The sequence below is a fragment of the Paenibacillus sp. FSL H8-0280 genome, from assembly GCF_045040665.1.
GTDB classification, from domain to species: domain Bacteria; phylum Bacillota; class Bacilli; order Paenibacillales; family Paenibacillaceae; genus Paenibacillus; species Paenibacillus xylanexedens_A.
Genome location: NZ_CP150296.1, coordinates 3,765,163 through 3,791,426 on the forward strand (window position 1 = coordinate 3,765,163; position 26,264 = coordinate 3,791,426).

Consider the following 26,264-nt stretch of genomic DNA (forward strand, 5'->3'; position numbering starts at 1 on the left):
TGTCAAAAAAATATTGTCCTCCAGCCTTATGCTGCCGGAACGGCAGATCGACGCACATGCGCCTCTGGAGAACTATGGCATTGATTCCGTGATGGTGATGAAATTGACGGATCAATTGGAACAGCAATTTGGTCCGCTGTCCAAGACATTGTTCTATGAATACCAAAATATAGCGGAGCTTGCCGGGTATTTCATGAGCCATCACCGGGAACGACTGGCGCAGCTCACAGGGGTGGAGGCGAAAAGCAATTCAGACGTACAACTCCGTAACTCAGAGCTTGAGTCCAGCACAATACGGAAGTCTGAAAGCTCGAATTCGTTCAATAAGCGGCAGCCATCTGCTGGCTCGCGGAGAAGAATTCCAGCAGCGACCAGCGCAGGCGGAGAATCGATCAGCAAAGAGCATGACCATAGCAAATCTCTGGACATCGCCATCATTGGCATGTCTGGACGATATCCGAAGTCTGGTAACCTGGAGCAGTTCTGGGAGAACCTGAAACATGGGAAGGACTGCATTACCGAAATACCGGAAGATCGCTGGGATTACCGAATTCATACCGAGATGAATGCGAGCAAAGGAAAATATTCTGGAAAATGGGGCGGGTTTTTGGATGGAGTGGATCGTTTTGATCCACTCTTTTTTCAGATTTCTCCGAAGGAGGCTGAACGAATTGATCCACAGGAGCGACTGTTTCTGGAATGTGTGTACGAGACACTTCAGGATGCGGGATATACCCGCGAACAGGCCGCAGGTCCAGATGCACCCCCGGATCAGATGGGGAATGTCGGTGTATTCGCAGGAGTCATGTATCAGGAGTATCAGCTGTATGGCGCTGAAGCCAGGATTGCGGGTAGAGAGCCATTTGCATTAAACGGTAATCCGGCTTCCATTGCCAATCGTGTCTCGTACTTTTGTAATTTTCATGGGCCCAGCATGGTGATAGATACCATGTGTTCCTCGTCACTCACGGCCATTCATCTGGCCTGTCAGAGTCTGAGTAAAAAAGAATGCCTAACTGCAATCGCCGGAGGTGTCAATGTATCTGTTCACCCGAATAAATATGTGATGTTAACACAGGGGCAATTCCTGTCTTCGAAAGGTCGCTGCGAAAGCTTCGGTGAAGGCGGTGACGGTTATGTCCCCGGAGAAGGTGTAGGGGCAGTGCTGCTCAAACCTTTAAGCCGTGCCATAGCCGATGGTGATCATATCTATGGCGTCATTAAAGGAACTGCTGTTAACCACGGCGGCAAAACGAACGGTTATACGGTTCCCAATCCTGCGAGACAGGCGGAGGTTATTGAAACAGCTGTCGCGGAGGCAGGAATCGACATTACGGACATCAGCTATATCGAAGCTCACGGGACAGGCACCTCACTGGGAGATCCCATCGAAATTACAGGGTTAACCCAGGTATTTAGGAAAGGGAAAGCAGCGAACAACAAATGTGCCATTGGCTCAGCCAAATCGAATATTGGTCATTGCGAAAGTGCAGCAGGCATTGCAGGCCTGACCAAGGTCCTTTTGCAGATGCAGCATCGGCAGCTGGTTCCTTCCATTCATGCGGACCCGCCTAATCCACACATTCAGTTCGACAAGACGCCTTTTGCAGTGCAGAAGCAATTAAGTGACTGGGACAGAATAACGGTTGATTCAGGAAACTCTACACGGGAAGTCCCACGGATTGCGGGAATTTCCTCATTTGGTGCCGGGGGCTCCAATGCCCATATCATTGTGCAGGAGTATTGTCCCGAGCAGTCAGATATGTTGCCGGCTGAGCAGGATAGACCAGCTAAACAGCAGGCGCTTATCGTTTTGTCAGCCCGGAATGAAGAGCAGCTTCGTGAATTGTGTGAACGTATGCTGACGGCTCTACGATCGAATCGATATCAAGAGGAACATTTGGCGAGCATCGCTTATACGCTGCAAACCGGACGTGAGATGATGAACATGCGCCTTGGCATCGTGACAGGTTCGCTACAGGAACTGAGCTCGAAACTGGAAAGCTACTGTTCGGGAGATCAGGATATGGACGACATGTATGTGGGATATGCAGGTGATGCACAACAGCCGCTATCCATACTGTCAACCGATGCAGACATGAGCCATACCCTAATGAACTGGATTACCAAACGCAAATTCGGAAAATTGCTGGAGTTTTGGGTGAAAGGCCTGAATGTGGACTGGAACTTGCTCCATAACGGATTCAGACCCTGCAAGATCAGTCTGCCTACGTATCCATTTGCCAAAGAACGGTATTGGATACCTGGTGAACCTTCTGTGGAGTTCCAGATGAAGGGGGATTCTTCCCGTAACGGATACTCCGGTCATATTCCTTTTATTCATCCACTGCTTCATGAGAATAAGTCCAACTTATCAGAGCAAAAATACGTGACGGTTCTGACCGGCCAGGAATTTTACCTGAATGATCATCGGATCGGACAAGAGCGGATTCTACCCGGTGCGGCCTATCTTGAAATGGCGCACGCTGCAGTCAGCGATGCTCTAGGCGAGCAGCAAGGAGAGAATGTTGCAGTTATCTTGAAAAAACATGTGTGGATGCGTCCTCTTGTTGTCAGGGAAACTCCGGTGTCTCTGCATATTCGATTACATGCTTCATTAGAGGAGCAGCCTATTCAATATGAAATGTACAGCGGGATGTCTGCGGATGGACCCGGCGAAAATAGGGTGCACAGCAGCGGTTATGCCAGCATCGTTTCACTGGAACCCGAGCTTGTAGCAGAAATGGCGATTGATCCGGGCGAGATAAAGGCACGCTGTAACACCAAACGATTAACTGCGGATCAATGCTACCGAATTTACGAACAAGGTGGGCTCAACTATGGGCTCGCCCATCGGTTGTTGGTTGAGTTAAACGTGGGTGAAAACGAGGTTTTAGGACAGCTTCGCCTGCCTTCTATTCTCAAATATGAAATGCAATCCTATGTACTGCATCCGGCCATCCTGGATGGGGCTTTGCAATCCGCGATCGGGCTGTGGATGGAGGACCAGGAGGGAAAAGAAGGCAAAGAGCTGGAAAACGCAAATTCTACGCTGCCCATTCCCTATGCCATGGATGAAATTCAGGTTCTGGGTCCCTGCACTGAAGAAATGTGGGCTCATGTGCGTTACAGCTCTGATTCTCCTTCATCCGCCTCGGATGCCATGCCTAAGCTGGATATTGATTTGTTCTCCAGTACAGGGGTTCCATGTGTTCTTATTCAGGGACTTAGTTGCAGAGCATTGAAGAACGGTACAGTATCGGGGGATGAGCCGCATGGGCGGGAAACGGCCATGTTGGTACCTCGTTGGGAAGAAACTGCTGCTGTCCGAAATGAGTGGAACCACCCTTATGACAGGCATATCGTAATGCTGGCTGAACCTTGGGCCGAACTGGCGGAGGAAATAAAGGAAAGACTGCAGCGAGAGCAAATACCAACCGAGATCGTAGCGCTTGGATCTGAAAAGGTTGCTGACATTCACAACGTTGATGCAAGCTGCAAACGTTTTGCGTCTGCTTCTACCCAAGTACTCCACGTACTTCAACAACTGGTGAGTAGTCCATCCAATGCTGAGAATGTGCTTATTCAGCTGTTATACAGACGTGAAGATCATTTTCAGCTGTATAGCGGATTAACAGGATTGCTGCGAACCGCGGCACTGGAAAATCCCCGGATTCATGTTCAGTTCATTGAAGATATGGAAGAGGGACATTCAGAATCGAAGAGCCGGCCTCGAGAACCGCGTAACGCCAAGCGTGCTGCCGAACTAATAAAGGCCAACCGGGAGCCTGAGGATGTATGTATCGGCTACCAAGGCCCACAACGACAAGTGCTTCACTGGAAAGCCCTCCATCTGCCTGCTGAGACGGATGCCATGCCTTGGAAGAATGGCGGGGTGTACCTTATTACAGGAGGGGCAGGTGGCCTGGGCCATATTTTTGCCTGTGAGATTGCCTCTAAGGTTGTCAACGCAACGCTGATTTTGACAGGCAGATCGGACATATCAGCGAGTCAAGAGCAAGCGTGGGAAGCCTTGAAAACAAATGGTACCACGATCATCTATCGCCAAGGGGATATATCCCGGGAAAAAGATACATCGGAGCTTGTTGCTTATATTCAGCATAGCTTCGGCCGTCTGGATGGAATCATCCATAGTGCAGGTTTAACGAGAGATCAGTACATCTTGAACAAAACAAAAGCCGAAATGGAGAAGGTGCTGGCTCCGAAAGTTGCTGGCACCTTTCATCTGGATGAAGCAACCCAGGCCATGAAGCTGGACTTTTTTATCCTGTTCTCCTCCATGTCGGGCGTATATGGGAATCCGGGCCAATGCGATTACGCTGCGGCCAACGGATATATGGGCAGCTATGCACAGTATCGTCATCAGTTAATGCTTGCCGGTAAACGGCAAGGAAGGACCCTGGCCATCCACTGGCCGTTATGGAAAGATGGCGGCATGCATTTGAGCCCTGCTGAAGAGAAGGGGTTATGGGAAAGTACGGGAATGCGTCCACTGGATCTTGAAGCAGGTATTACGCTGCTGTACAGAGGTTTTCAGTCCACAGAATGTGAAATCGTTGGAGTACAAGGGGACATTCCGAAGCTGATTTCCAGCCTAGAGGCACGTTGGAATATGAACCGTACAACGCGGGATACCCCATTCGTCTCAGAAGCAGGTGCCATGTCTGTGTTGCAAAAATTGACTGCGGAACTGCTTGGTGTGGGGCCAGATGAGATTAGCCGCGAAGCGGATTGGCTTGAATGCGGACTGGACCAGCCTCAATTAACGCTCTTGGCTCAAAGGTTGAACGAGCAATGTGGGCTGGATCTGAGTCATGTTCTGTTTGTGGAATATCCAACGTTGCAATCTGCTTCGGCATTTCTAAGCCAGCGATACCCGAGCGCTTTCCCGGCAGCACCGTTAGTTCCTGAGAGCGAACTATTACCGGGTACAAGTCTAACCAGCCTGCCAATGGATCGTTTGACGAAGCACGCGCAGACCACAGCAGCAGACAATATACTGGCGGAAGCATTGGATACTTTTCTAAAAAAGGCCTTGTCCGCGGTACTCAAAGTGCCCGCAGATCAAATTGTAAGCCACGCCCGACTGGAAGAGTATGGTATAGACTCGATTAGCATTACTCAAGTGACGGATCAGCTCGAGGGTACTTTTGGGCCATTGTCCAAAACACTGCTTTTTGAATATCAGACTCTCAAAGAGTTGAGTGGATATCTGATCAAGGCCCACCGCGATACCGTCAATCGCCTGATTTCGGTTCCTGCGCTGCCATATGAAGAACGTAAGGAACGTTCGGATAAGACTAAGACTGCCCGATCCGGCCTGCAACACCCTCCATTTCGTGCATTTCAGCGTCCAGCTCAGCGCCCCTCGGCGCCAGCAGATGCTCAAGTGCGCTCACTTGCCAAGGATATCGCCATTATTGGCCTGTCTGGACGGTATCCCGAGGCGGACGATCTGGAACAATTTTGGGAAAACTTGATGCAGGGCAGGGATAGTGTCACTGAAATTCCGTTGGATCGCTGGGATTACAGGCTACATATGCACCATGCGGACCCTAATTCACCGAAGCCTGGCAGCAAGTGGGGAGGTTTCCTCCAGGGCGTGGATCGTTTTGATCCCTTGTTTTTCCATATCTCGCCCAGAGAAGCACAGATGATGGATCCGCAGGAGCGGCTGTTCCTGGAAACCGCGTATGAAGCCATTGAAGATGCAGGGTATACACCGGAGGGTTTGGCTTCCGCAACCGGAGATACTTGGGGAAACAGGGTTGGCGTGTACGTTGGAGTCATGTACGAGGAATACCAGCTGTACGCCGCCCAGGCTCAGGCCAAGGGAGGCTCCTCCATCGCTTTAAGTGGCAATCCGGCATCCATCGCCAACCGAATATCGTATTATTGCAATTTTAATGGGCCAAGCATGGCTGTTGATACGATGTGTTCCTCTTCCTTGACTGCGATTCATCTGGCTTGCCAGAGTCTTATCTTGAAGGAATGCGAAGTGGCGGTGGCGGGTGGAGTCAACGTATCGATTCATCCAAACAAGTATATTTTACTGAACCAAGGTGGCTTCCTTTCAAGCGAAGGCCGATGCAAAAGCTTTGGTGCACAAGGGGACGGTTATGTTCCCGGCGAGGGTGTCGGAGCAGTCATTCTCAAGCCGCTCAACAAGGCAATCGAAGACGGAGATCATATCTACGGGGTTATTAAAGGCAGTGCACTAAATCACGGTGGAAAAACGAATGGGTATACCGTACCCAATCCGGCAGCACAGTCATGTGTCATAGGGAGAGCCATTGCTGAGGCGGACATCTCCGCCGAGACCATTACCTATGTGGAGGCTCACGGGACAGGTACATCGCTTGGTGATCCGATTGAGGTTGCCGGTCTAAGCAAAGCGTTTGCAGAATCCACGGACCATCAGCAGTTTTGCGCTCTTGGGTCGGTAAAGTCCAACATCGGCCACGCCGAAAGTGCGGCGGGTATTGCCGGACTGACCAAAATTTTGCTTCAGCTGAAACATGGGCAACTGGTGCCCTCTCTGCATTCAGACCCGGCCAATCCGCATATCAACTTTGCGCAGACCCCGTTTCGTGTACAGCGGGATGCTGAAGCATGGAAGCCGTTGCAGCGGATGGAAAACGGCAAACGTGTCCAGATTCCGCGCAGGGCGGGCTTGTCTTCATTTGGTGCGGGTGGTTCCAATGCCCACCTGATCATTGAAGAGGCAGATTACCATCCACATGAGGGGGTAACGTTCAACGAAGCAATAAGAGGAGGAGCTGTCATCATTGTGCTCTCGGCGCGAACCCCATCCGCTCTCAGGGAACGAGCCAGACGTTTGCTCACTGCTGTGGATGAGAAACATCTCACCGGAGGAGCAGAGGAAGAACCGGAACGTTTGCTGGAGCGCTTGGCATTTACGCTTCAAACCGGAAGACAGGAGATGGAAGAGCGCCTCGGATTCGTAGTGCGATCCGTTCAGGAGTTGAAAGAACGTCTTCAACTTTTCCTGGGAAATGAGAACACGAACGAGCCGGTAGACGGAATAGACGGAATGTACCTCGGAAATGTCAAATCCTATCAGGCTGTGCAGGCAGCAATTGCCATGGATGAGCATTTTGGCGAAGTCGTGAGCCGTTGGTTAAATGAAGGCCTTTACGGCAAAGTGCTGGATTTGTGGGTGAAAGGCATCAAAGCGGATTGGAGTGTTCTATACTCCACAGGACAGCCTCGTCGAATTAGTCTGCCTGGCTATCCGTTTGAGCGCGAGCGCTGCTGGTTTGAATTGCCTGAGGAAGCGGTTATCCGTGAACATGTGGATGGTCTCAACTCTCCCGTATCTGCTGGAATTCAGAAAGCAGCACCTGAGCGCCTAATGACTGCTTATCACAAAGACTGGCAGCTTGCGGACATTGCATCCATCTCTGATGAAAGCAATTCTGTTGGAAAGATTCTGATCCTTGCCAATCGGGATTCAGCCGCCCTTGCTGCGAGATTGACAGAACATTTTAAACATACGGTGGTTTTGAATGAAGAACAGTTGGATGATCCGGGACGCCATTGGCTCGAAGATGAGGAACGTTTGGAGCATGGACTGACAGGTTTGATTGATCTGACAGCATTCATGAGGCAGACCACTGTTGATGATACCTGCGAAGAACAGATCCGGCCGGCATGGCTGAAGCTTATGCAGGACGTCATTGAAGTCCATGGCCATGAGGGGATGCTGCTGCTATTGGTGACCAATGGCCTGGAGTCGTTCCGCAATTCGAAAGTGAATCTGGCCCACGCCTCTCGTGCGGGTCTGTTCCGCATGCTGCAATCCGAATACCGAAGCATCCAATCCAGACATCTGGATGTCGATCCGTCGGCATCGGAAGAGGCAAAGATTGAATGCATTACAACAGAGTTCCGGCAAACAGATCGGGAACCGGAGATATGCTACCGTGATGGTAAACGCTGGCGTTCCTATATGCGTGAGCTACCTTATGGGGCGGGTATGAACAAAGATGTTACGGAATCTTCAATCGATCCGGAACGACCTTTCCTGGAAGCAAATCAGGTGTTGTGGATTACCGGAGGTACCCGAGGCCTTGGAATGGCATGTGCCCGCCATTTTGTGAAGCATCACAACGTGAAGCGGCTGTTGCTGACTGGACGGGAAGCCATTCCACAGCGGGAGGAATGGGACGCATATGCGAGCCATGACACTGCGATGGGCGCCAAAATCAGATCACTGTTGGAACTCGAACAACTGGGGGCCGAGGTACTTGTTACGGATATCCCTCTAACGAACGAGAACGCCATTCAGGCAGAACTGGCCAGAGTTAAGCGCTCAATGGGCCCTGTTGGAGGGGTTATTCATTGTGCTGGTAACGTGGATACAGCCAATCCGGCTTTTATTCGCAAGCAGGCGGATGTCATGCAGCGGGTGCTTGATCCAAAAACAAGCGGGTTGCATACGTTATTTCATGCGTTCAGGCATGAGCCACTGCGCTTCTTTGTGCTGTTTTCCTCTGTGTCCTCAGCGATGCCTTCACTGGGAGCAGGGCAGAGCGATTATGTGATGGCTAACGCCTATATGGACTATTTTGCCGAAGCCGCATCCCGGGAAAGTGCGATCTCTCCATTCCCGATCATCAGCATCCAGTGGCCAAGCTGGCAGGAATCCGGTTTTGGTGCGGTCACTAGCGAAGCATATCGCCAGAGCGGCCTTCTCAGCATCACCGATGCGGAAGGAATGTTATGGCTGGATCGGATTATTCGGGAAAACAGGGGACCTGTTATTCTGCCGGCTGTAGTTGCATCGCAGACTGTACACAAGGGAGAGCAACAAGCGGAGCATCGGGCAGAGGCATCGTTAAGTGAAGCACAGCAGGTATCCATTCCGTTAATTCCAAGCCCGGTGGAGCGGATGACCCCAAGCTTCATGGAAGAGCTGCAGAACAGGACACTGGGGTGGCTTAAGACTTTGATGGCAAAAGAACTGAGATTGGATGAATCTCGGCTGGATAAAGATACCCCTTTTCAGCACTACGGAATGGATTCGATCCTGCTTGTCCAGGTTCTGACGGTCATGGACCGAGAGCTTCAGCATGTTGCAACAGACCCTTCGCTGCTGCTTGAACACCCAACACTGCGCCAATTAGCAAAACATCTGGTTAGGATCTATCCCGAATCTTTGGCTGGCCTGTTGATGGAATCCAACTCTAAGTTGGCGGAAAATTCAACTGGAAAACCTTCCGATGTTCGTTCAGCGAATTCCACTTCTGTGCAACATGTTGAAACTGATATGGAGGGTCGCACCGGACTGAACGAACTGAATGATCCTGTGGATGAAGCATACGAAAAACCAGCGGAGCTGGAACAAACCAAGAAGCGGGATAAAATTGCGATTGTTGGCGTCGCCTGTCACTTTCCTGATGCCGAGAATCCGGCGCAATTCTGGTCCAATCTGCAAAAGGGCAAAGATAGCATGACCGAGCTCCCAGCCCAACGCTTGAGGTTGACAGGTAGCAGCACCAATAGGACTTCCGCTTCCAGCAAGCGCATTGGGGCATTCATTCGGGACATTGAGCAGTTTGATCCCGAATTTTTCCGAATTACGGATACGCTGGCAGAACAGCTCGATCCGCTCCAGCGCCAACTGCTGGAAGTGAGCGTAGAGGCCGCCGCAGACGCAGGATACAGCCGGGAACGTTTATGGAATTCGCAGACCGGCGTATTTGTAGGCTCCAGAGCGAGCAACTTTTCGTCCAAGCTTGGCGGTAGCACCAAAGATACAATCGTTGGCATCGGCCAAAACTTTATCGCTGCACATCTGTCCCATTTTTATAATCTGAAAGGTCCCAACATGGTGGTGGATACCGCTTGTTCCAGTTCACTTACCGCTGTTCATCTTGCTGTACGAAGTCTGCTGGATGGGGAATGCGATCTCGCTTTTGCGGGCGGTGTGGACATTCTGCTTGATGATGCGCCCTACGAGATGCTTGGAGCTGCCAGCGTATTATCTCCGGATTCTCGTTGCAAAACGTTCAGTGCGGACGCAAACGGCATCGGGCTGGGTGAAGGTTGCGGCGTTGTATTACTTAAACCGTTATCGCAAGCCATCGCCGATCAGGACACGATCTATGGGGTCATCGATGGCACCTCCATCAATAATGATGGTCAAACGATGGGCATTACCACACCTAACCCGGAAGCCCAGCAGGAATTGCTGGAAAAAGCGATTTTAAATGCAGGCATTCATCCTTCCACCATCAGCTATATCGAGACACATGGAACAGGGACACTGATCGGTGATCCGATTGAACTTAAGGCTTTGACAGGTGTCTTTGCAAAATATACAAATCAGCGCCAGTTTTGCGGCGTAGGCAGTGTCAAAAGCAATATCGGGCATCTGCTGAGCGCATCGGGCATTGCCAGCCTGATCAAGGTGTTGCTCTCGCTTGCTCACCGCGAGCTTCCGCCGACGATTCACTGCGACCAGCCCAATCCGCGGTTCCAGTTCGGGGAATCTCCTTTTTATATCGTACAGCAGCACCAGCCGTGGGGAAGTGGTTCAAGCGACACACTGCGGGCAGGCATTAGTGCATTCGGACTTGGAGGCAACAACGCACACGTTATTGTAAGCAATGAAGGTATTCCTGCCGAACGCATGGTGAGCCTGCCGCTTCGTTTCCCTGATTCACCTTTTCAACGCAAGTATTGCTGGCCACCCGTCAAGGCAACGGAATCGGTGGAGGTATCGTCCAATGTTTCAGCTGTGTTGCCAATACAACAGCTACCGGAGCATTCGGAGCAAACGAGCTTTTTTGATTTCATCAAGCTATGAGAAGGGAGTGACGCGGATCATGACATTGCCTGCAACCGAATCATTTTTACAGCGATTGCGCCACAGCGACTATTTCGTGAGAGATCATCGTGTTCACGGCGTCTGCACCCTTCCGGGTGTGGTGCTACTGGATATGGTGTACCGATTGAGCGGCAGCCATCTGCGTACAACCTCCATTGAACTTCGGGATATCGTGTTTACACAGCCGATTGTCACTTCGACGGATTTTGATGTGGATATTAGGCTGACATTGTCCATGAATATGGATGACGGTCAGGTCACCATCCATAGCCGCAAAGTACCAAAAGACGGTGAGCCGCCTTCATCTGATGTACTGAATATGGAATGCAAGCTGCATCTGCTCCGAGGGAGGGAGCCTGTACAACCTCTACAGCATACACAACCGCTGCCTTCCAAAGGCACAGACGGGCTTCAGACATGGGATATGGATCAGATCTATCAGCTCGCCCGACAGGCGGATATACAGCATTTTTCCTTTATGAGAAACCACGGAGATGTCTACAGACAAAACCAAATGGAGTGGATGAATATCCGGCTGAGCAGCCTGGCCGAGCAGTATCTGGACAAGTTCCACGCTCATGTGGCCCTGTTGGACGGGGCGACATTTGCCGGGTCGTCCTTCCGCCTGGGGGATGTCGGCGGTCTGGATGCAGAAGTTCCTCCATACATTCCGTTCATGATTGAACGATTTGTTATATATGACCGTTTTCCAGCTGAGATTCGCACGTTTACCGAACAAACACCAAGTGATCTTTCCGGTGGGGATATCATCTCCCGCAGCATTGCTGTTACAGATCCGGAGGGTAGATTGCTTGCGGAGTTTGTGCATTTGAAGGCAAAAAGAGTTCGCCATGCCGCATCCATTACCGGGCTGACAAACACGATGACAACTGGACGCAACGACAAACCAACTTCTGAACCGGTAATAGCTGGAAGCTCCGAATGGACAAAACCAACTGTAATGCCTGCGGGCTCCCAAGATCAGGTCCGATCCACGATTTCGGCGTATGTGAAAGATGAAATCGCACGCATGCTACACATTTTACCTGAAGCAGTGGATGAGCGGGCAGGCTTCTATGAGCAGGGACTAGATTCCATGCATCTGCTGGAGCTGGTGAAACGGCTGGAAAACCGAGTGAACATGGAACTTTATCCAACGCTGCTGTTTGAGCACTCTTCCGTGCAGGCATTGACCGAATATCTGCACACACATTGTTCCGACGTCTGGAATGAGGCAGCAGCAGTGTCGGAAAGTGTGGACTTGAATACGCTTTCGTCTCAAAGCAGCCATTCGACAGATGAACAACCTGCAACGCATTTGGAAGTACCAGCAACAGCCAGAGAAATCGAGGGGAATGGAGAACCTGTATGTTATGAGCCTAAATGGATTGAATCCGGGGATATCCATGAGGTTGAATCTGCCCGACCCACGATAGCGGATGGAAAAGAGTTGCGGTCCGATCACACTCCGTACCGGATAGTTGTTCTCTATGGCAACTATCCGGCTCTTGCTGCCAAGATGGAGCTTCAGTCTGACATCTACGAGGTTCATCAATTGCCTGATCATTCGTCCATGGACGCTGATCTGTACCGCCAGAAGGTAACCTCGTTATACGGAATGATCCAGGCAAAAGCAATTCACCCGAATGCAGGGAGACGAATCGTTCTTCAAGTGCTGTCGGATTCCCGTGACACGGGTGGATACATTCACGGATTTGAAGGGCTGGTAAAGACGGCTGCGATGGAACTTCCAGCCTTTGGGGCTCAATTAATCAGAATGGATCTGCATGAAAGCTTCATGGATGAGACGTTGATTCGTCAACTTCGACTCGAAGCCGAAAACATCTCGTCAGGGTCCGCTGTCTCCATATGGTACAAAGGAGACACCCTTCAGCGGCATGTTCGCAAGTTGGTGGAAATACCTGTTCCGGCGGCCCCATTGGAAAAACCCTATAAGCCTGGCGGAGTCTATCTTATTACCGGCGGCATGGGCGGGCTGGGGTATGCGCTGGCTGTTCATCTTTCCCGCCAATGCAGATGCAAGCTGGTTCTTGTCGGGCGTTCTCCGCTGAATGAAAACATTAAGAGCAAACTGGATCCGCTGCGCATCAACGGTGCAGAAGCGATGTATATTCAGGCCGATACAACCATTCTGGCCGAGATGGAGCAGGCTGTCCTGCAGATTCGGGATCAGTATGGCGAAATCACGGGGGTATTTCACTGTGCAGGAACTGCCAAAGATCAGTTGATGCTGCAAAAGCCTTTGTCCGACCTGGAGCAGGTGTTGAAGTCCAAAATAGATGGACTCTGGAATCTGGAGCAGGCCTTAAATGATTTTAGGCCAGAGTTCACGGTTACGTTTTCCTCCCTGTCAGCCATTGTAGGCAACAAAGGGCAGGCTGATTACGCTGTGGCCAACAGCTGTATGGACAGACTTTTGGTGAATCATCAGGAGAGAGGTAGAACAGATGGAGCAATTCCACGCCAGTTTACGATTAACTGGCCGTTATGGGCAGATGGCGGCATGCAAGTGAATGATCATATTCGCAGCAGCATGTATACGTCCTCAGGTTCAATGCCGCTGCCACTGGCTGAGGGGATGGCACTTATTGATCGGATTATTGCACAGGATGTTTCGCAGGTTGTACTTGTATACGGGAATAAATCCCGCATTCAGTCCGTTATGGGAGACGACACGGCCATTCATTTGCCGCCGCCATCTGATCCGGAAGATATTGCTGTCATTGGCATGGCGGGAAGGTATCCCTCGGCGAATAACATGGACGAATTGGCCCGGATATTGAAGGAGGGACGAGATTGTATCACGCCCATGCCGGATGAACGCTGGGCGGGGCTGCATCTTCCGTATTCCGCTTCTGAATATTACCCGGCTGGCGGATTTCTGGACATGATCGATGACTTTGACCCGGCCTTTTTCCAAATTTCACCGCTTCAAGCCGAAAGGATGGACCCACAGGCACGTTTGTTCTTGCAGGCGGCCTGGACAGCCTGTGAGGATGCAGGCTTTGCTATTGAACGCGACAAGCATCATGATACATCAGCAGCCAAGCGGAATGTCGGTGTATTTGCTGGCGTGTTCTGGAACCATTATGAACTGCTTGGCGCAGCCATGACGCAGCAAGGCACTCCTACGGCCATGGGCAGCAACGCTTCAGCCATCGCCAATCTGGTTTCTTACCACCTGAATTTCCATGGTCCATCCATCTCTGTAGACAGCATGTGCTCATCCTCACTGACAGCGATACATTTGGCCTGCGAGAGCATTCGACATGGACAGAGCCAGTATGCCATAGCAGGGGGTGTGAATCTGGTCACCCATCCCCATAAGTATGTATTTCTGAAACAGGCCAAGTTTCTGTCATCGGACGGAAAATGTCGCAGCTTTGGCAAGGATGGGGACGGCTATGTACCAAGTGAAGGGGTAGGCGCTGTCCTGCTCACAACGGTGGCTGAAGCCCGCAAGCAAGGTTATCCGGTCTATGGCGTCATTAAGGGTTCGGCTCTGAATCATGCTGGCAAAACGTCTGGAACGACAGTGCCAGATCCAGTGGCCCAATCGGAAGTCATCGCAGATACACTCGCGGCAGCAGACGTTGAGCCAGGAACCATTGGATATATCGAAGCCCACGGAACCGGAACGTCACTGGGTGACCCCATTGAAATTCAGGGGCTGGATCGAGCCTTTCGAAACAGCCGCAATCCGGGACGAAACTGTGCTGTCGGTTCCCTGAAGTCCAACATTGGACATCTGGAGGCAGCGGCAGGCGTCGCCGGGCTAACCAAGCTTATCCTGCAAATCAAGCACAGGGAGCTGTTTCCTTCGCTGCATGCCAAGGAGCTGAACCCGCTGATTCCGTTTGAGAACACCTGCTTCCACGTGCAGCGAACAACCGAGCGCTGGGAGCGCCGTCATGGACAACAGAATGGGCGCTATGCGGAGTGGCCTGTTCGTGCCGGGTTGAGTTCTTTTGGCGCAAGCGGAAGCAATGCACATCTGATCGTAGAGGAATATATTCCAACTGCCGTCTCATGGACAGATCGTTCTGCATTAGATGCGTATTCCAGTGGAGTGGAAGCTTCAGGGGATGGTGAAGTAGTTCTTCCGATCTCGGCCAGAACACAGGAGAGATTGATAGAATACGCTCGCCAGGTTCGTTTTTATTTGGAGAATGCTGGTCTGTCTGAGCGTCTAATAGACATCGCCTACACGTTTCAGGTTGGAAGAACGGACATGAAATACAGGGTTGCTTGGACGGGCAGCAGCCACAGTGAACTGGTGGAACAGATCAATCGCTTCCTGCACAACCAATCTTCATTGCAACAAAATTCCAGTGAAAAATCAGATGAAATGACTTTGCTGGAAAATCGTCCTTCGTCGCAGGAGAGGCTTTATCAATGGGCTGCATTGTGGGAGCAGGGACATGGGGTAGACTGGACAGTTTTGTATGAAGATCTTCAGACGAAGCCGGCTATTGTTCGTGTACCAACGTATCCTTTTGCCAGAAATCGTTACTGGATTCAGGCTGAAGATCAATCACTTGGAGAGACAACGAGGGAAAAGGGCTTGCAATTGAACCGTGCGGAAACATCCTCTTCTGAAGTTGAAGGCGCGGACATCGTTCAGCATATAAATGAAACATCCAACCCTGTTACGGGATCTGCAATGACGCCTTCGTTTCAGGAAAATCAGGGGGAAGAACAGGTTCTATCCTTATTATCCCAAACGGTGTCTTCCCTGTTAAAAGTCAGCATCTACGATCTGGACAGTGATGCGGAATGGGCAGAATACGGTTTTGATTCCATTCTGTTCACAGAGCTGTCGGATCGGTTGAACCGCGACCATGGATTGGGTTTGACACCCGCCATCTTTTTTGAGCATGGCACTATTCGCGAGTTGGCGGTTCATTTGCTGCAAAATCATACCGATAATTGGACACAGCCTTCTGCTGGCAGAACGACACCTCAACCCGAATCGCTCAATGCTATGTCTCATTCTGTGCCAGCAGTATTTGAAAGGGAAGAACCGCGGCAAACTTCATTGCGGTTGACGGCTTCAGAAGAGGAGAAACACACATCTGGCCGTTCCCATGCAGGTATAGGCAGCAAGCTTAATTCGGGTTCAGAGCTGTCTTCCCCCGAGCCCATAGCCATTGTGGGTATTAGCGCTAAGTTTCCGATGGCCGATAACGCGGAGCAATTTTGGCACAATCTGCTTGATGGCAAAGACTGCATTTCGGAGATTCCAGAGGAACGTTGGCGCTGGCAGGATTATATGGGTGATCCGCTTAGAGAGAATGGCAAAACCAACGTAAAACATGCGGGATTTATGAGCGGAATCAGTGAGTTCGATCCACTGTTTTTTGGCATTTCTCCCAAGGAAGCCATTCACATGGACCCGCAACAGCGCTTGCTGATGATGCATGTGTGGAAAGTGATTGAAGATGCAGGTTATGCACCGTCAGAACTGTCAGGGTCGGCCATGGGACTGTTCATTGGCACAGGCAGCAGTGGATACAATGTCATGCTGGCCCAGTCGAATGAAGCGGTCGAGGCATACTCCGTCACAGCCACCGTTCCTTCGGTCGGCCCTAATCGGATGAGCTACACACTGAACATACACGGTCCTAGCCAGCCTGTCGAAACGTCATGCTCCAGCTCCCTGGTCGCCATTCATCGAGCCGTTCAAGCCATTCGAAATGGGGATTGCGAGACGGCTGTAGCTGGGGGTGTAAATACGATCCTGTCCGTGGATGCTCATATCAGTCTGACCAAAGCGGGCATGCTTAGCGCGGATGGGCGTTGCAAAACTTTTTCAAGCGAGGCAAACGGTTACGGCCGTGGCGAAGGGGTTGGAATGATTTTTCTGAAGAAATTGAGTGATGCTCAGCGCGACCATGACCACATTTACGGCTTGATCCGCGGTAGCGGGGAAAATCACGGCGGAAAGGCAGGCTCACTTACTGCTCCCAACCCTAAGGCACAAACAGCGCTGCTGAAATCCGTGTATGCCCGGGCGGGAATTGATCCTTCCACTATAAATTATATTGAAGCACATGGCACAGGCACACCACTTGGTGATCCAATTGAGATCAATGCGCTCAAGACAGTATTTCAGGAGACAAGGGCAGGCTTATCACCCACAGGGCAGACTTCCACTTCAGGACAGTCAACCCCATACTGTGGCGTCGGCTCTGTCAAAACAAATATCGGTCATCTGGAGCTTGCTTCCGGTATTGCCGGAGTAATTAAGGTGTTGTTGCAGATGAAACACCGCAAGCTTGTTCCCAGCCTGCATGCAGAGCAGCTCAGTCCGTATGTCCAGCTTGAGAACAGCCCGTTCTATGTTGTCAGACAGACGCAGGAATGGGAGAGACTCAAAGACAGCAATGGCAGCGAAATGCCCCGTAGGGCAGGAGTAAGCTCCTTTGGTTTTGGGGGTTCCAATGCCCACGTTATTCTGGAGGAATATATACCACCACGACAGCATGATGAGGTGACCAGTTCTGAATCCGAGTTGGCTCCTGTTGCAATCGTGCTATCGGCCAAAAGCAAGGAGCGGCTCAGGGAACAAATGATCCAGTTGTCGGCTGCCCTGCTTCGCAATGAGGAGGAGGAGGATACTTCTCAACAGCTTCGCCGCATTGCCTGTACACTTCAGACAGGAAGACAAGCGATGGAATACCGTGCAGGCTTCATAGCCGCATCGATTACAGAGCTAAAATACTTGCTGGACGGCTATGTTCAGGAAGCGCACCTGTGGACCGATTCGGATGAATCCGTACATGCGCAGCTTTCATCGGAATCTGCGAAAAGTCACAAGCTCCATCTTGGCTCCATTGCTGCTCACAAACGTACGGCAGCACTGTTCAGAGAGGATGAAGAACTCGGCGAAGCGCTGCAAAAATGGATTATACGTCGCAAATACAATAAATTGCTTGAACTGTGGGTGCAGGGTGTAGAGATCCAGTGGGAGCTTTTATATACAGAGGATCGTCCTGAGCGGATATCCCTTCCATCCTATCCGTTTGCACCCGAGAAATACTGGGTTGGAATGAAGAGTACTGGGACGGAAGATTCATTCGAAGCAAGTAACGAAGAGATGGAAACCGTAGCCGTTGCCAAAGCTGAAGTTATCGGATCATCAGCTCCGAATCCTTCGGTTGAAAGTGATGTCAGAAGCATTATTGCAGCTCTGCTGGGGATCCCACCAGACGACATGGACGAGCATCGTTTGCTTGAAGATTACGGAATGGACTCTGTGCTGGCGCTTCAGCTTCTTCATCATCTCCAGGCCCGGATTTCCTCTGAAATTGGTATGGAGGATCTGAATAAATGCCATACCTTGCAGGACGTCATCAGCTTTTCCCTGAACCCAACGCATCCAGAACACCAGAGGAAACTGGTACCGGACACTCCCTGATTAGTACCAAGTTAAATAAAGTTCCAGCGAGAAAGTCTCGGTGAGGAAATGCATGTAATCCATACTTGCCAATATAAAAAGCGAGAAGAAGGAGCGGATCACCATGTGGATTGGATTTTTGTTAATTATCATCTCACTCATTCGTATACCATCGGTTATTATTGCCATGCGTAACGAGAAAAAGATCGTTGCAGGAGGAGGCACCGAGTACGGCAACCTGAACAGCAAAGTGTTATTTGTGCTGCAAAACCTGATTTATTTGAGCTGCATTGTATACGCCTTTATTTACGATGTGCAGTTTAATGTATTGACCGTAATTGGACTTGTCGTGTATGTGTTTGCCCTTTGCTGTCTCATCTATGTTATTCGCAAACTCAGCCCTTTTTGGACATACAAGCTATACATTGCCAGAGACCACAAACTGGTGCAAAGCTCGCTGTTCCGGCTGGTGCGCCATCCCAATTATTACCTGAACATCATTCCCGAGCTTATCGGTTTTGCACTGATTTCTCAAGCCTGGCCTGTATTTGTGCCTTTGTTCATCCTTCATCTCATTACACTGTTCAACCGGATTAATCTGGAGGAAAAAGTGATGAAACAAACGTTCACTCAGTACTAGGCAAACGGGCTGCATCCCTTCTGCACATATGATATAAAGGAGAGCGATTGGTGTGAATATCAAGGAAAGAAGCAGTTTTCCCGATTTGAACTTGGTTACAGGTTTTAAGACCAACGTGGAAAAATATGAGCCATTTGCATGGTACAAAAAAATGCGGCAGGAAGATCCGGTTCATTATAACGAAGCAGAGGATGTCTGGAGTGTATTCAAATACGAGGATGTCAAACGAGTTGCTGAGGATAAGGAATACTTCTCCAACAAGGTGCTCGCTCCACCGATTATTCAGGATACGATCATTTTTCAGGATCAGCCCAAGCATACCATCAGCCGCGCGCTGTTAGCCAAAGCATTCACCCCAAAAGCGATGTCCTCTTGGGCGTCCAGAATTGATATGATTGTCCAGGAGCTGATGGAATCGATTGAAGGACGCATCGATATAGATATGGTGCAGGACTTTGCCTCCCCGCTGCCGATGATTGTTATTTCCGAGTTGCTTGGTGTTCCTACAAGCGACCGCGAGCAATTCCGGGACTGGGCAAACACACTGACGCTGGCTCCCCAGGAGAATACGCCCGAAGAATATATGCGCATTTATCAGCTCCAGGCTCAGGCGAGTACACAGCTTGTGGCCTATTTTCAGGACATCATTGAACTGAAACGCCGTAATCCAGCTGATGATATCATATCAGACCTGACACAGGCGGAGGAAGATGGAGAGAAGCTGTCTTCCGAGTCGCTGATTGCAAGCTGTGTCATGCTGCTTATCGCAGGAAATGAAACCACCACCAGTCTCATCACCAACTCCATCTACACATTCAATGATTATGAGCTGGTTAAGGAACTGGCGCAGCATCCACAAATGATCCCATCCGCTGTCGAGGAGATGTTGCGTTACCGCTCTCCGTTGCAGCGAGCGATTCGCAAAGTGCTCAAACGCACAGAGATTGGCGGCAAATTACTGGAGCCCGGCGACTATGTTGTCAATTGGATCGGTTCGGCGAACCGGGATGAGGACATATTTGAAGAAGGCGATAAGTTCATTCTTGGCAGAAAAAATAACCCCCATTTGGCTCTGGGTAAAGGCATCCATTTTTGCATGGGCTCCCACCTGGCCAGAATGGAAGCCAAAGCGGCGCTGACAGCGATGCTGACTACCTATCCGGGGCTTCAAGTGCATCCCGAATATGAGCTCGACGTCAACCCCAGCAATGTATACGGGCTGAAAAATTTATCCGTTCTGCTTCACGGCTGATCGATCTGTTAGGTGAAAAGACGTAAAAAGTGCCTGGGGTGAACCGTGACCCTAGGCACTTTTTATTTACTTAAATGTAATTTATTATAATAATACATAATGAATGGGTTTAAAATTGTCCAAAAAAAGATCATGGGAGGATCTATGAACTGGTACAGCTTTTTTGTACAGAGTGGTAAAGAAGAAGAAATTAAACTTTTTATGGATCGATTTTATGCGCTACAGCACTTGAGTTGTCTAGTACCCAAACGAATGATTCCGGAACGAAAGCAGGGAAAAACTCGTCATTGCACCAAAGTATTGTTTCCAGGCTATATTTTTATCCAAACCGGACAGATTCACGATTTATATTACAACATCAAAAAAACGCCATATATTTTGTATATGGTCAATGGCGGTATTCACAAGCATGATCAGGCTGCCAATTTTTTCACTCCGATTCCCAAGGAACAGATGGACTGGCTCATCCAGCTATGCGGTGTCAACGGAACAATGGGATACTCAGATATCATTATCGGCGGGAACCAAATCAAAGTAACATCCGGACCACTCCTCGGCAAAGAAGCGATGATACGGAAAATTGATAAACGCAAGTCAAGGGCCAAAATTGAGGTGCAGTTGCTGAACGAGGTCAAATTGATCGATGTTGGCATCAATGTCTTACTTGCTTGAGTGAACTGGATGAGCATTGGTAGGAGATTGCAGGGAAGAGGAGTAAGGAAATCGGTGTCCCTCAGTGGAATGCTGAACAGTTGAGGCACATGTATAACGATCCGCAAAGGCAGCATATTCGAGAAGAAATAGCTTCATTGCATATATTTATGTTACTCCGAGATGTAATAGTCGTCATTTAACGTTATTCATACGGCAAGGAGCAGTTCGCCTGTGCGCAGCTGCTCCATTTTTATTGTGGAATTAAGCAAGTCCCGCTAAAACTTCAACGACGTTTTTTAAGCTCACTGATATAGAACCACCGAAAGGTAACTTAACAGTGTAACTTAATTTATCCGGGTCGGGATTTATGACGTCAACGTCGGTTTAAATTGTTATTCTTCCATTCCCTTGAGCCGTTGATTCAAAAAACCTATCCAATGCTTCGCTAACAAGTTGTTCTTAGAGGTGTGTAGTGGTTGGATAATTTTAGTAATATTAAATGAAAACAAAATTTGCTAAAATATTGTATAGTTATTCTACAAATTAAGCCATTCTAGCGGAGGATTGATCGGGAAGTATGAAAGAGTTTTTGAGCGAGCAGTCCATTGAAGCATTTAGATCAATCATAAATCGCAATCCAGATGCCACTTTTATCGTTTCGAACGAAGGAACGATCGTAGAAGTAAATGAAGGGGTTACAGAGTGTTTAGGATTTCAAAAGAGTGAAATCATGGGTTCATACTACAAAGATCTCTTTTGTCAACATCAGCTTGATTTGATCATCCAATATTTTTCGGAGGTCTTAAAGGGTGCATCATGTCAATATGTTGCCGAAGCTCATCATAAAAATGGAGAGATTGTTTATTTGCAAATTAAGCAAGTTCCTTTGTTTTTTGAAGGTAAGGTAAACGGGATCTTTGGAGTAGCTAAAAACATTACTGAGTACAGGCATCTGCTTAAGGCTTTGAAAGAAAGCGAAGAGCGCTATCGCCTCTTAGCCGATAACTCCCTCGATCTGATCCAGTTGATCAACCTGGATGGCATTGTGGAGTATGCCTCTCCTTCTCATAAAATGGTGCTTGGCTTCGATCCAAAAGAATACATAGGTAAATGGGTATTTTACCAACCAAATGGAGATGTGGACGATAAGTTTCGTACAGTATTTATGAGTATGTTGCTTTTGAGAAAGCCCTTTACCTACGAAATAAAGCGGCAGCATGAACAGGGCTATCCTGTATGGCTGGAGATGAAAGGAACACCCATGTTCGACGAGGACGGTGACTTTAAAAACATGATGCTCGTGGAAAATAATTAGAACTGAAACTAAAAAAATGATATACAAAGGAGCAGCCCGCGCGGGCTGCTTTCTTGTATGTGTACTTATGATGAATGCAGTAGGTGCAGGATAGAAAGGAGTAGGACGGTATCTTTACTCCTATAATGATATAACTGTTTTTCGGAAACGGAATGATTGCACGTAAATACCTTTCGAATGAACAACCCGCGATGTATATCGAAGAGAATAATCGTCATAATAAGGAAATGTTGCTGGAAGAAGGGAGGTAAAGGGAGTGGATGAACAATCTGCCATGAACACAAAAGAGGAAAATATAACTAAAAGTTTGAACGAATCCTTGAGTAGAATTGAAGAAATCTTTACGAATACTCCCGACTTAATCATCCGAAAGTTAAGCATAAAACAGACCGGAGAACTAGCCGCTATAATCTATATGGAAGAATTGACAGATAAAGCGTCACTTAATCAAAATGTTCTTGCTCCACTTCAACTAGAAACCGGAAATCCTTCCGGAGATTTCATTACAACAGTGGGATATGTAAAACCTCACTCCAAGTGGGAAGAGCTCAGACTTTCCATTATACTCGGCTACAGTGTGTTATTTATTGAAGGAAGAAGTACTGCATACGCATTGGATACAAAAGGATTCCCGCAACGCGCTATTGAGGATCCTCAGCAGGAGCCCTCACTGAAAGGGGCACATCAAGGATTTATAGAGACAGGTTCTCAAAATATTGCCATGATCCGTCGTTATATTGCGGACAAAGAGTTAAAGGTGAAGCGGTATATTGTTGGGCAGCGGGGACAAACGCCAATATCTTTGCTTTATTTGGAAGATGTGACCCAACCGGACATTATTAAAGCGCTCGAAGAACGGATTCAATCCATTGACGTGGATGCCATCATTAACACCGGAGAATTGGCTGAATTTATTGAGGACCAACCGCTTGCGTTGCTTCCCCAAATGATTACGACAGAGAGACCGGATACGGCTGCTTCTCAAATATTGCAGGGGCGTTGTGTCATTGTAGTCGATGGTTCGCCAAGTGTTCTGGTTGCGCCGGCTACATTCATGTCTTTTTTTCAAACGGTTGATGATTACAGTTCTCGATGGTCCATATCGTCATTTCTCAGAATATTGCGCATCTTTGCCTTTTTCATCGCTATTTTTTTGCCTGGATTTTTTATAGCCGTCATTTCGTTTCATTTTGAGATCATACCATTGAAGCTGTTATTAACACTTGGTGAGTCACGGGGGCAGGTTCCATTCCCGCCATTTGTTGAAGCGATCATTATGGAAATTACACTTGAGATGTTAAGGGAAGCGGGAGTTCGTCTTCCAGCTCCAGTAGGACAAACCGTAGGAATCGTTGGTGGTATTGTCATTGGACAGGCAGTTGTGCAGGCAGGATTAATCAGCAATGTAATGGTTATCGTGGTGGCTTTTACAGCTATTTCATCTTTTATTATTCCCAATCAAGACATGATGGCAGCTGTGCGAATTATGCGGTTCATGATGATGATACTAGCTAGCTGGTTCGGATTTGTAGGACTTGTCATTGGGATGATGAGCTTTATCATCCGGCTAATAACATTAAACTCGCTCGGTAATTCCTATAGTACACCTATAGCACCATTTCGGGCCATGGATTGGAAAGATACCTTACTGCGGCTGCCTTTGTGGATGATGAACAACCGCCCTGTAAGCACGAAATCCCGCCAGTCGATAAGGCAGGGGAAAAGCAGAGGATGGAAGGAGAAGAAATAAACCATGAAGTCATTACGCCCGGTAACGATGCTTCAATTCATTCTTATTATTTCTACCTTCCAAATCAGTGTTGCTTTTTTGTCTATCCCAAGAGAGCTTGCAAGGCATGCCGGCACAGATGGTTGGATGGTCATTTTCTTAGGCTGGGGGCTGGCAACGTTATCCTCTGTAGCGATCGTCAAGCTGATGAAACATAGTCCAAACAGCTCAATACTCGAATTGATTCAGCGTTATACCGGCGTGTGGGCAGCAAAAGTAGCTGCTTTTATATTTATGGTCTATTATTTGCTTCTGGCATATGACGGTTACATGATCGCTTCACTCGTTATTAAATTATGGTTATTGCCAAGCACATATATCTATATTCTAGTCCTGCTGCTGCTCATCCCCACATTCCAGATTGCGCAGCATGGTTTTCAGGCGATCGGGCGGTACAGCGAAATAGTCACGATGCTCTCCATATGGATTCCGTTCATTTATATATCTACACTGAGTAATGCCCACTGGCTCTATTTACTGCCCATCTTAAAAGAGGGATGGCTTCCGATTCTTTCATCCGTAAAATTTATGATCTATCCGATGCTTGGCATCGGCCTGGTTTTGTTTCTCTATCCCCAACTAGTCAACAAAGAAAAAGCATTACCTGCCATGATCATCTCCAACACGCTCACTTGCATCGTTTACTTGGGAATCACCCTGATTTGTTACGTGTACTTTAGTCCTGATGAGATCGGGGAGTATAACGACCCCGTGATTAGCATTATGAAGTCCGTTGAATTTCAGTTTATTGAGCGCGTAGAAGTGGTATTCATCGCATTTTATCTGTTCGTGTTTTCTTGCATATGGATTCCCTCCATGTATATTGTCTCGAGATGCTCCGCTTCGCTGGTAGGAAAAGGTCAGGAAAGATACCACCTTGCCGTGTGGTGTATTGTCATTGAAATTAGCTTTCTCCTCTATCGGCCCAGCTTTATCAAATCTACTCAAATAAACTACGCACTCAATTATATTGGTTTTATGATGGAGTTTGCTCTGCCTGCGGGTATTCTTCTATATGTAGCGATCCGCAAAAAGATGGGAGGGGGGCAACGCACATGAGATGGGTCGGAAAATTCATTATCTCGGTTGTTTCCTGCATTTTATTGGTTGCGCTCGCAGGTTGCGCCAGTGACAAAACCAATTTGGAAGATGCAACGGTTCCTTTGGCTCTTGGTTTGGATGTCAAAGATAAAAAGCTCCATTATTACATATCTGCACCTGTATTCAGTAAGGACATTCAAAAGAAAAGCCGCGAAGGGGGAGGAATAGCAGAAGGCTTAAGACAGTCCAGGAATCAGCAGGATGCACAATTTCCCGGTTCGCTTGCCGGACGTAATTTTCAAGTCATCATTGTAGGGAAACAATTGCTTCAATATAAGGATTGGTTTAAAGTACTTGATGTCATGTTCCGCGATCCTCGCAATACGATTACCGACCGCATCATTGCTTTTGACGGTCCTATGGAGGATATTTTTAATGTTCAAGCCAAAGATCAACCGCCGCTACCTTTATTTATAAAAGCGATTGTCGATTCAGGAAGCAGAAGTTCAGCTACTGTAAAAACAACCGCGCAGGAGCTACATAGACAATTGTATGATCGAGCGATGACGCCTTCCATCTCGGAAATCAAGATCGAAAATAATAAAATCATGCTAAAAGGAACAACTCTTTTATCCCGAAAAGGAGAGTACAGAACTTCCCTAACCTATCAGGAGACGTCACTTCTTCACATTTTGAAAAATGAGGCTAAACCAGGGGTCAGTCTCACTTTTCCTGTTGATGATTTGCAACAAACCATGCCATTTAACATCGACAAAGTGAGTTTTTCTTTAGGGGACATATCGGTAAAAACGAAATCCTCTCATGAAAATGGCAGATTTCAATTCAACATTAAAGTGAAGTCTATCGTCAGCATAACTGAAAAGTTTCTTGAATTTGAGCTGTTGGGAAATTCCGAAGAAATGGCAAATAAATTAAGCAAGGAAATGAAAAAAAGCATGGAGGCGCTTATTAAAAAGTGCCAAAGCTATAATATCGATCCTTTCGGGTATGGGTTTTATGCCAGAGCATATCAGTATCCCTTATACAAGGAAGCACAGGCCGACTGGGGGAAAGAACTATCTCGAGCACATTTTGATGTGGAAGTTGATCTTCGAATCGGCTCCACTGGAGCAGTAGAATAATCGAGTTGAAACCGTTTTTGTTGTTGTTAACACCCAATAGTTACATTCTGGTTCCTATCTTATAAAAAGGTGCCTACTTTTCAAGTAGCATGAGAAATTTTAAGATAAAACGCAACGAAGAAATGATTGCCAAGA

At 48.5% G+C, this 26,264-nt stretch carries 8 protein-coding genes and 1 pseudogene; all 9 read left to right on the forward strand.

Going from position 1 to position 26,264, the window contains the following annotated elements:
* Positions 1-43: 43 nt before the first annotated feature.
* Positions 44-10,855 (forward strand): annotated as a pseudogene (locus tag MHI12_RS16500) (SDR family NAD(P)-dependent oxidoreductase); the annotation flags it as partial.
* A 19-nt stretch (positions 10,856-10,874) separates the two neighbouring features.
* Complete coding sequence (locus tag MHI12_RS16505) at positions 10,875-18,317, forward strand: SDR family NAD(P)-dependent oxidoreductase (RefSeq protein ID WP_405169764.1); 7,443 nt, start codon at positions 10,875-10,877, stop codon at positions 18,315-18,317.
* A 103-nt stretch (positions 18,318-18,420) separates the two neighbouring features.
* Positions 18,421-18,936, forward strand: coding sequence for an isoprenylcysteine carboxylmethyltransferase family protein (locus tag MHI12_RS16510; protein ID WP_341007695.1), 516 nt, complete (start codon positions 18,421-18,423; stop codon positions 18,934-18,936).
* A gap of 52 nt (positions 18,937-18,988) precedes the next feature.
* On the forward strand, positions 18,989-20,188 hold the full coding sequence (locus MHI12_RS16515) for a cytochrome P450 (RefSeq protein WP_405169765.1): 1,200 nt from the start codon (positions 18,989-18,991) through the stop codon (positions 20,186-20,188).
* A gap of 144 nt (positions 20,189-20,332) precedes the next feature.
* On the forward strand, positions 20,333-20,860 hold the full coding sequence (gene loaP, locus MHI12_RS16520) for an antiterminator LoaP (RefSeq protein ID WP_341007697.1): 528 nt from the start codon (positions 20,333-20,335) through the stop codon (positions 20,858-20,860).
* Positions 20,861-21,419: 559 nt separating this feature from the next.
* Positions 21,420-22,157: a PAS domain-containing protein gene (locus tag MHI12_RS16525; RefSeq protein ID WP_405169766.1), complete on the forward strand. Its 738-nt coding sequence runs from the start codon at positions 21,420-21,422 to the stop codon at positions 22,155-22,157.
* A 274-nt stretch (positions 22,158-22,431) separates the two neighbouring features.
* The gene (locus tag MHI12_RS16530; RefSeq protein WP_405173011.1) at positions 22,432-23,907 is read left to right on the forward strand and encodes a spore germination protein; all 1,476 of its coding nucleotides are present in this window, start codon (positions 22,432-22,434) and stop codon (positions 23,905-23,907) included.
* Positions 23,908-23,910: 3 nt separating this feature from the next.
* Positions 23,911-25,005, forward strand: a complete 1,095-nt coding sequence (locus MHI12_RS16535; protein ID WP_405169767.1) for an endospore germination permease — start codon at positions 23,911-23,913, stop codon at positions 25,003-25,005.
* Positions 25,002-26,129 (forward strand): Ger(x)C family spore germination protein, encoded by a 1,128-nt coding sequence (locus MHI12_RS16540; protein WP_405169768.1) that lies wholly within the window; start codon positions 25,002-25,004, stop codon positions 26,127-26,129. Before MHI12_RS16535 ends, MHI12_RS16540 begins: the two co-directional genes overlap by 4 nt.
* Positions 26,130-26,264 lie beyond the last annotated feature (135 nt).

What these genes read in the sequence shown, in the direction of transcription:
- MHI12_RS16530 (WP_405173011.1), top strand. Translation starts at nt 22,432, where the DNA reads ATGAACACAAAAGAGGAAAATATAACTAAAAGTTTGAACGAATCCTTG.
- MHI12_RS16540 (WP_405169768.1), top strand. Translation starts at nt 25,002, where the DNA reads ATGAGATGGGTCGGAAAATTCATTATCTCGGTTGTTTCCTGCATTTTA.
- MHI12_RS16505 (WP_405169764.1), top strand. Translation starts at nt 10,875, where the DNA reads ATGACATTGCCTGCAACCGAATCATTTTTACAGCGATTGCGCCACAGC.
- loaP (WP_341007697.1), top strand. Translation starts at nt 20,333, where the DNA reads ATGAACTGGTACAGCTTTTTTGTACAGAGTGGTAAAGAAGAAGAAATT.
- MHI12_RS16525 (WP_405169766.1), top strand. Translation starts at nt 21,420, where the DNA reads ATGAAAGAGTTTTTGAGCGAGCAGTCCATTGAAGCATTTAGATCAATC.
- MHI12_RS16535 (WP_405169767.1), top strand. Translation starts at nt 23,911, where the DNA reads ATGAAGTCATTACGCCCGGTAACGATGCTTCAATTCATTCTTATTATT.
- MHI12_RS16510 (WP_341007695.1), top strand. Translation starts at nt 18,421, where the DNA reads ATGTGGATTGGATTTTTGTTAATTATCATCTCACTCATTCGTATACCA.